This is a genomic window from Leisingera sp. (assembly GCF_034669605.1).
Lineage (GTDB): Bacteria > Pseudomonadota > Alphaproteobacteria > Rhodobacterales > Rhodobacteraceae > Leisingera.
Window position 1 is genome coordinate 1 of sequence record NZ_JAXMOX010000227.1, and the last position, 6901, is coordinate 6901.

General features: G+C 65.2%; 9 protein-coding genes. 8 read left to right on the forward strand and 1 reads right to left on the reverse strand.

Annotation, left to right across the window (positions count from 1 at the left end):
- From VOI29_RS21025 to VOI29_RS21050, 6 genes are all read left to right on the forward strand, one after another.
- A partial coding sequence (locus VOI29_RS21025; RefSeq protein ID WP_323783371.1) for a DUF6497 family protein occupies window positions 1-255 on the forward strand: 255 nt, incomplete at its 5' end.
- Window positions 256-469: 214 nt separating this feature from the next.
- Window positions 470-610, forward strand: coding sequence for a hypothetical protein (locus VOI29_RS21030; protein WP_024089507.1), 141 nt, complete (start codon window positions 470-472; stop codon window positions 608-610).
- 69 nt (window positions 611-679) lie between these two features.
- Window positions 680-1024, forward strand: coding sequence for a hypothetical protein (locus VOI29_RS21035; protein WP_024089508.1), 345 nt, complete (start codon window positions 680-682; stop codon window positions 1022-1024).
- A 649-nt stretch (window positions 1025-1673) separates the two neighbouring features.
- Complete coding sequence (locus tag VOI29_RS21040) at window positions 1674-1877, forward strand: hypothetical protein (protein ID WP_323783373.1); 204 nt, start codon at window positions 1674-1676, stop codon at window positions 1875-1877.
- A gap of 128 nt (window positions 1878-2005) precedes the next feature.
- Window positions 2006-4051: an acetyl/propionyl/methylcrotonyl-CoA carboxylase subunit alpha gene (locus tag VOI29_RS21045; protein WP_323783375.1), complete on the forward strand. Its 2046-nt coding sequence runs from the start codon at window positions 2006-2008 to the stop codon at window positions 4049-4051.
- Window positions 4052-4198: 147 nt separating this feature from the next.
- Window positions 4199-4702, forward strand: a complete 504-nt coding sequence (locus VOI29_RS21050; protein WP_323783377.1) for a hypothetical protein — start codon at window positions 4199-4201, stop codon at window positions 4700-4702.
- A 22-nt stretch (window positions 4703-4724) separates the two neighbouring features.
- Here the strand turns inward: VOI29_RS21050 and VOI29_RS21055 are convergent, their stop codons facing one another.
- Window positions 4725-5159: a DUF4174 domain-containing protein gene (locus VOI29_RS21055; protein WP_323783379.1), complete on the reverse strand. Its 435-nt coding sequence runs from the start codon at window positions 5157-5159 to the stop codon at window positions 4725-4727.
- 176 nt (window positions 5160-5335) lie between these two features.
- On the opposite strand from VOI29_RS21055, the gene VOI29_RS21060 reads away from it, so the two are divergent.
- Together VOI29_RS21060 and VOI29_RS21065 are read left to right on the forward strand one after the other, a co-directional pair.
- Entirely contained in the window at window positions 5336-6268 is a 933-nt protein-coding gene (locus VOI29_RS21060) for a hypothetical protein (RefSeq protein WP_323783381.1), read from the forward strand.
- On the forward strand, window positions 6234-6901 hold a 668-nt coding region (locus tag VOI29_RS21065; protein ID WP_323783383.1), incomplete at its 3' end, for a methylmalonyl-CoA mutase family protein. The genes VOI29_RS21060 and VOI29_RS21065, both read left to right, overlap by 35 nt.

The window sequence follows — 6901 nt, forward strand, 5'->3', positions numbered from 1 at the left end:
CGGTTCCGTTTTCTGGCGCCGGAAATTGCCCGCGGCACCGGCTCTGTCGGCTATGAGGCGGCGGCGTCCGACATGGACCATCTCTGCGAGACCCTGGTACTGCCCTACCTGGCCGAACAGCAGCTGACCGCGGCGCGGGTGGTGATTTCGCTCTCGGACCGGGCGGTGCCGTTCGGGGCGCAGGACCCTGCCGCCACCCAGTTTTTCGAGGCCTACCGCCCCGACAGCGCAGCCTGCATCTGGGAGGCTTTCTGATGCATCCACAACATCTTGCGGGGACAGCTTCAGATCGGCGGATTCTTGCGGCATTGCAGCCACAGCGCCGCCAATTGCCGCGATTCGCATGTGACTCGGATGCAAACCCGGCTATCCTTTGCGCGGGCAGCCCGAGGGCTGCCTTCACATTGAGGTTGAGGCATGCGGCGGGCCACGCCCCCGCAGGTTTCGCGTTTTTTATCAGGAGACAGAAATGTCCAAGAGCATCAAGCTTATCGCCCTGGCAGGCCTGCTGGCCGCCGTCACTGCCTGCGCCCAGCAGGAAGAAGAGTTTGTCGTGGTCGAGCCCGAGCCGATCTCGCAGGAGCCGGAATTTACCGGCAAGTACAAGTAACGACCACAAGGGTCCGGCCCTGCGGCCGGCCCTTACCCGCCCGCAGGGTGCCGGACAGGAGGCACCCAAATGCTGAAACACCGCGGGTTTCCGGGCCGTATGCCCGGCACCGATTTCCAATTCACCGTCCGCCGCCCCAATCCCAAGGGGGTCACGCCGCTGACCCGGCGCGAGCGCTACCGCGACCGCAAGAACGTCGACCGCCGCGTCGACGCCACCTTCATGCGGGCGCTGTGGGAGCAGTTCGGCGATCAGCCGTTCGAGCGCGGCAATCTGGACGCCGGCCGTCTGAGCTGGCTGTTCGGCCGCGAAGTGATCCCGGCCGAGGATCCGTTTGACCCCGCCAGTTACGAGGCGCTGCTGGTCATTGACGAGGCGGTGGCGCGCGCCTCCTTCCCGGACGCGTTCGACTGATGCCGCGGCCCCGGGCGGATATCACGGTTCAGGCACCGCGGATCTCTCCGCGATGCCTGCCGCTGCGCCCGGGGCGCCGCCGGTCCGCTGGCCTGTCAGAAGGTCCGCCGGAGCTGCAAGGTGCAGGCGCCGGCAGTGCCGGCGAAGGCCGTACCGCCCCGGCCCGGTGCTTGGACAGCCGCCGGTCCGGCGGCACCAGGCGCAGAGCAGAACAGCACCTTGGCTGTAACGGCGATGTGACAAAGCTGATGCGCTCCGGCGTCCCCGGACCGGCGGCCAAGCGTAATTTCGGCGTGAAATTGCACAGCCGCCGCGCAGGTCAGCAGGAATCTGCCCAAATCCGCGGCTCCGCATTTCCGGTGCTTACAGCAGCGCCGGCGCCGTGCATCGTAGGTCAAGCAGCGCAGCCACGCTGCTGTGCCGAGCATCTGTTCCGGCCCCTTCGCCTGAACGGGCAGGTACGCGCCCCCATCCGCGTCCTGCCCGTCTTTTCTCCCCTTCGGGCGCCGGCGGAAGCTTGCCGTATCCCCCCCCCGATGCGGCAAGCCTCCGCCCAACTGAAGGGCCGGTTCCGTACAGCGTTGCGCACGGCTGCCCAGCCTGCAAATTCCGCAGGGACAGTCACGTCCCCGGAACAAGGAATATGGACATGCGGGCAAAATCTCTCATCGCGGCCCTGTCGCTCTGCGGCTTCGCGGCGGCCTGCGGCGACACCACTGGCGAGCGGATCATCTACGGCGGCGGGGCCGGCGCGCTTGGTGCTGCGGTCCTCGACGCCAACCTGGTCACCGGCGCCGCTGTCGGCGTTGCCGCAAACCTCGTTTACTGCGAGCAAAACCCCCGCAAGTGCTGAGGCCCAGGCCGCAGAACTGATCAGCCGCCCCCTGCGGGCCGCTTCTGACATCGCGCAATCGCCGCGCCTGGGCTTGTCCCGGGCGCGGCGTTTTGCATTCCGGAATACCAAGGAACAAGGGACTGCCTATGTTTGATAAGATCCTGATCGCCAACCGCGGCGAGATCGCCTGCCGAGTGATCAAAACCGCGCGGAAAATGGGCATCAAGACCGTTGCCATCTACTCCGACGCCGACAAGCAGGCCCTGCATGTGCAGATGGCGGATGAAGCCGTCAACATCGGCCCGCCGCCCGCCAACCAGTCCTATATCGTCATCGACAAGGTGATGGAGGCGATCCGCGCAACCGGCGCCCAGGCGGTGCATCCGGGCTACGGCTTCCTCTCTGAGAACTCCAAATTCGCCGAGGCCCTGGCCGCCGAAGGCGTCGCCTTTGTCGGCCCCCCGGTGGGTGCGATCGAAAGCATGGGCGACAAGATCACCTCCAAGAAGATCGCCCAGGAGGCCGGCGTCTCCACCGTGCCCGGCTATATGGGGCTGATTGCCGATGCCGACGAGGCGGTGAAGATCTCCAACCAGATCGGCTATCCGGTGATGATCAAAGCCTCTGCGGGCGGCGGCGGCAAGGGCATGCGGATCGCCTGGACCGACGAGGAAGCCCGCGAAGGGTTCCAGTCCTCCAAGAACGAGGCCGCGAACTCATTTGGCGACGACCGGATCTTCATCGAGAAGTTCGTGACCCAGCCGCGCCACATCGAAATCCAGGTGCTCTGCGACACCCACGGCAACGGCATCTACCTGGGCGAGCGCGAATGCTCGATCCAGCGCCGCAACCAGAAAGTCGTCGAAGAGGCACCCAGCCCCTTCCTGGACGAGGATACCCGCAAGGCGATGGGAGAACAGGCCGTGGCGCTGGCCAAGGCCGTTGGCTATTCCAGCGCGGGCACCGTCGAATTCATCGTCGATGGCGACAAGAATTTCTACTTTCTGGAAATGAACACCCGCCTGCAGGTGGAGCACCCGGTGACCGAGCTGATCACCGGCGTCGATCTGGTCGAACAGATGATCCGCGTCGCGGACGGGGCAGAACTGCCGCTGCGCCAGGAGGATGTGACCCTCACCGGCTGGGCGATTGAAAACCGCCTTTATGCCGAAGATCCCTACCGCGGCTTCCTGCCCTCCATCGGCCGCCTGTCGCGCTACCGCCCGCCGGCCGAGACCGCCGCAGGCCCGATGCTGGAAAACGGCAAGTGGCAGGGCGATGCGCCCGCGGGCGAGGCTGCCGTGCGCAACGACACCGGCGTCTATGAAGGCGGCGAGATTTCAATGTATTACGACCCGATGATCGCCAAACTTTGCACCTGGGCGCCGACCCGGGCCGAGGCGATCGACGCCATGCGTATCGCGCTGGACAGTTTCGAGGTGGAGGGCATCGGCCACAACCTGCCGTTCCTCAGCGCGGTGATGGACCATCCGATCTTTATTGACGGCACCATGACCACCGCCTTCATCGAGGAGCAGTATCCCGAGGGTTTTGAGGGCGTCGAACTGCCGGAAGCGGACCTGCGCAAGATCGCGGCGTCCTGCGCCGCGATGCACCGGGTTGCCGAAATCCGCCGCACCCGCGTCTCTGGCCGGATGGACAACCACGAACGCAAGGTGGGCACCGATTGGGTTGTCAGCCTGCAGGACCAGTCCTACAGCGTGGTGGTCGACGCCGACCGCGAAGGGGCGACTGTCCGCTTTGACGATGGCGCGGCCCTGCGGGTGACCTCGGACTGGACGCCGGGCGACCAGCTGGCGACGCTGGACGTGGATGGCGAAACCCTGGTGCTGAAGACCGGCAAGGTCACCCAAGGCTTCCGCATCCGCTCCCGCGGGGCCGATCTCAAGGTGCATGTGCGCACCCCGCGCCAGGCCGAACTGGCAGAGCTGATGCCGGAAAAACTGCCGCCCGACACCTCCAAGATGCTGCTGTGCCCGATGCCCGGCCTGATCGTGAAGGTCGATGTCGAAGCGGGGCAGGAGGTCCAGGAGGGCCAGGCGCTCTGCACCATCGAGGCGATGAAGATGGAAAACATCCTGCGCGCCGAGAAAAAGGGCGTGGTGACCAAGATCAACGCGGGTGCCGGCGACAGCCTGGCGGTCGACGATGTGATCATGGAATTCGAATAATGCATCACGGGGCAGGCACATATGCAGACGGGCAGGCGGGTTTTTCCGCCCCCGTAGCCGTGCCTGCCCCGGTTTTTATTGCGGCGTGCACGAAATCTTCAGGACTCTCTGCGATCCTGGCCGAGACGAACTTCCTCAAGGTGCCGTATGATCCGTTTGATGACCGGTTTGCTCTCGGGCATTCTCCTGCTGACGGGCTGCACGCTCGACAAGGAAGAGGAGGTGCGCCTGCTGCTGTCCGATTGGACGGAACTGGGCGAAACCTTCTTTTTCCAATCCTCGTCCACCTGCACCGCGGCGGTGTTCCATACTTCGGACCGGCCGCGGATCACCTCGCTGCTGGACAGGGCGCGGTCGGTCAATACCGGCATGAAGATGCTGGCAGACGGCAAGCCGGTTGTGTTCCGGGTGGCCGGCAAATCGCCCAATGCGGTGACCGAGGCGATCATGTCGCGGGATCTGCCGCAGGGCATCGGGATTCTGAATTCGGGCCTGGCCGGCGTCAACTGCATGAGCGAGATCGTCAAGGGCGTCTACTACCGGGCCATCCTCAATCCGCAGTCCAACCTCGTCTTTGTGCCGGACAGCCGTGCGATGGTTGTGCTCGACAAACAGGCGATGGCGCTGATCTACGTCCGCGGCAACAGCTGACAGCAACCGCGGCCCGGCCTGCTCAGCCGCCGCGCCGCTCTTCGACTTCGCGCAGCCGTTCGGGGAATTTGTCGATGCTGCGGGACAATTCGCGCGCCGTCCACGGGTGCGGTTTGCGCAGCTTCACACCGCCGTCCTTGCCGACCAGAACCAGCATGAACCCGCGCGGCCGCAGCTTCTTGCGCAGCGCGGATTTTGCGGCCGGGTCGGTGTCGACCAGCACCACCACATCGCGGGTCTTCAGATCCTCGGCGCCCTGCATCAGCCGCTCCATCTGCTCGTGGAAGCGCGGGTCGTCGGGGCTGTCGGCAAACACCACCACAGGGCGCTGCTTCCACTGGAAATCCTCCAGTTCCACCTCATACCCGGGCTGGATCCAATCAGGCGCACTGCCATCGGCCGCCAGGGCCGCAAGGGGAAGAAAACCTGCCAAAACAACGGTTAGGAATGCTCTCATGATCTCTCCTGTCCCGTTGAATATATGCGCCGCGGCGGCAAATGCGACCGCGAAATCCGCAACTTGGCCAAAAAACATCATCGTTAACGGGATCCTGAGGGGTTGCCGGCCATGATTGTGCCATTCCCCTTGACCGGGCTGCGGCCTGCGGCCCTCCAGAAGAGGCCCGAAACAAGATGAAAGTGATCCTTCACACCGGCGCGCACCGCTGCGCAACCACATCTTTTCAGGAATACCTGCGTCAGAATGCGCAGGGGCTTGCCAAATCGGGCATCGGGTTCTGGGGTCCGTTCCGCACCCGCGGCGGCCTGTTTCACGGCATCCAGCCGGGGCCTGCACGGGTGACCGGCCGCGACCTGGCCCAGCGTGCCCATGGGCGGCTGCAGATCCAGATCGCCGGGTGCCGCGACCAGGGCGTGGATCAGCTGCTGGTGAGCGAAGAGAACATGATCGGATCGATCCGCGGCAATCTGCGGCTTGGCGATCTCTACAGCGGGGCGGGGGAGCGGATGGCGCGGTTCTCCCAGGCCTTCGGCAACACCGTGACAGATGTGGCGCTCAGCATCCGCAGCCTGGACAGCTATTGGGCCTCGGCGCTGGCCTATGCGGTGGCCCGCAGCCAGCAGGTGCCCGCTGCGGCGCAGCTGGAGCGGCTGGCGCAGGCGCCGCGCAGCTGGCGCGATGTGATCACCGATATCGCCTGCGCGGTGCCCGATGCGCGCCTGCATGTGCTGCCGTTTGAAATCTTCGGCGCCCGTCCCGAGGCGCAGCTGGCCGCCCTCACCGGGGCAAAGGCGCCGCGCACCCACGCCAGGGTGCGTCTCAATGCCTCGCTCTGCCTGCAGGACCTGCGGGCCGGCGTGCCGCCCTCGGTGGCGGCTCGGTTGCCGGACGGCTCCGGCCGCTGGCGCCCGTTTGACGACGCGCAGACCGCACAGCTGCGCGAGGCTTATGCCGACGACATGATGTGGCTGGCGGGCGGTGCCGATGGCATCGCTACGCTGGTGCAAGACCCGGATAAACTGGCGGCGGGCCTGAACCCGCCCCGTATCGACCTGACAAGAGGAAGACCTGATGACAAACAAAGACGAATGTCGGGCTCTGGCTGAAAAAGAGCTGCGCGGACGGGCGGTTGTCGACCTCAATTGGCAGACGCTGGAAGGCATCGAGGTCAAGCCGCTCTATACCGAGGACGACACCAGGGACCTGCCCCATATGGGCACGCTGCCCGGCGTCGGCCCCTTCACCCGCGGGGTGAAGGCCACCATGTACGCCGGCCGCCCCTGGACCATCCGCCAGTACGCGGGCTTCTCCACCGCCGAAGAAAGCAACGCTTTCTACCGCCGCAACCTGGCCGCGGGCCAGCAGGGGGTCTCGGTTGCTTTCGACCTGGCCACCCACCGCGGCTACGACAGCGACCACCCGCGCGTGGTCGGCGATGTCGGCAAGGCCGGCGTTGCCATTGACAGCGTCGAGGATATGAAGATCCTGTTCGACGGCATCCCGCTGGACAAGGTCTCCGTCTCGATGACGATGAATGGCGCGGTGATCCCGGTGCTCGCCTCTTTCATCGTTGCAGGCGAGGAACAGGGCCACGACAAGAGCCTGCTGGCGGGCACCATCCAGAACGACATCCTGAAGGAGTTCATGGTCCGCAACACCTATATCTATCCGCCGAAACCCTCGATGCGGAGCATCTCGGATATCATTGAATACACCTCGAACGAGATGCCCAGATCGGA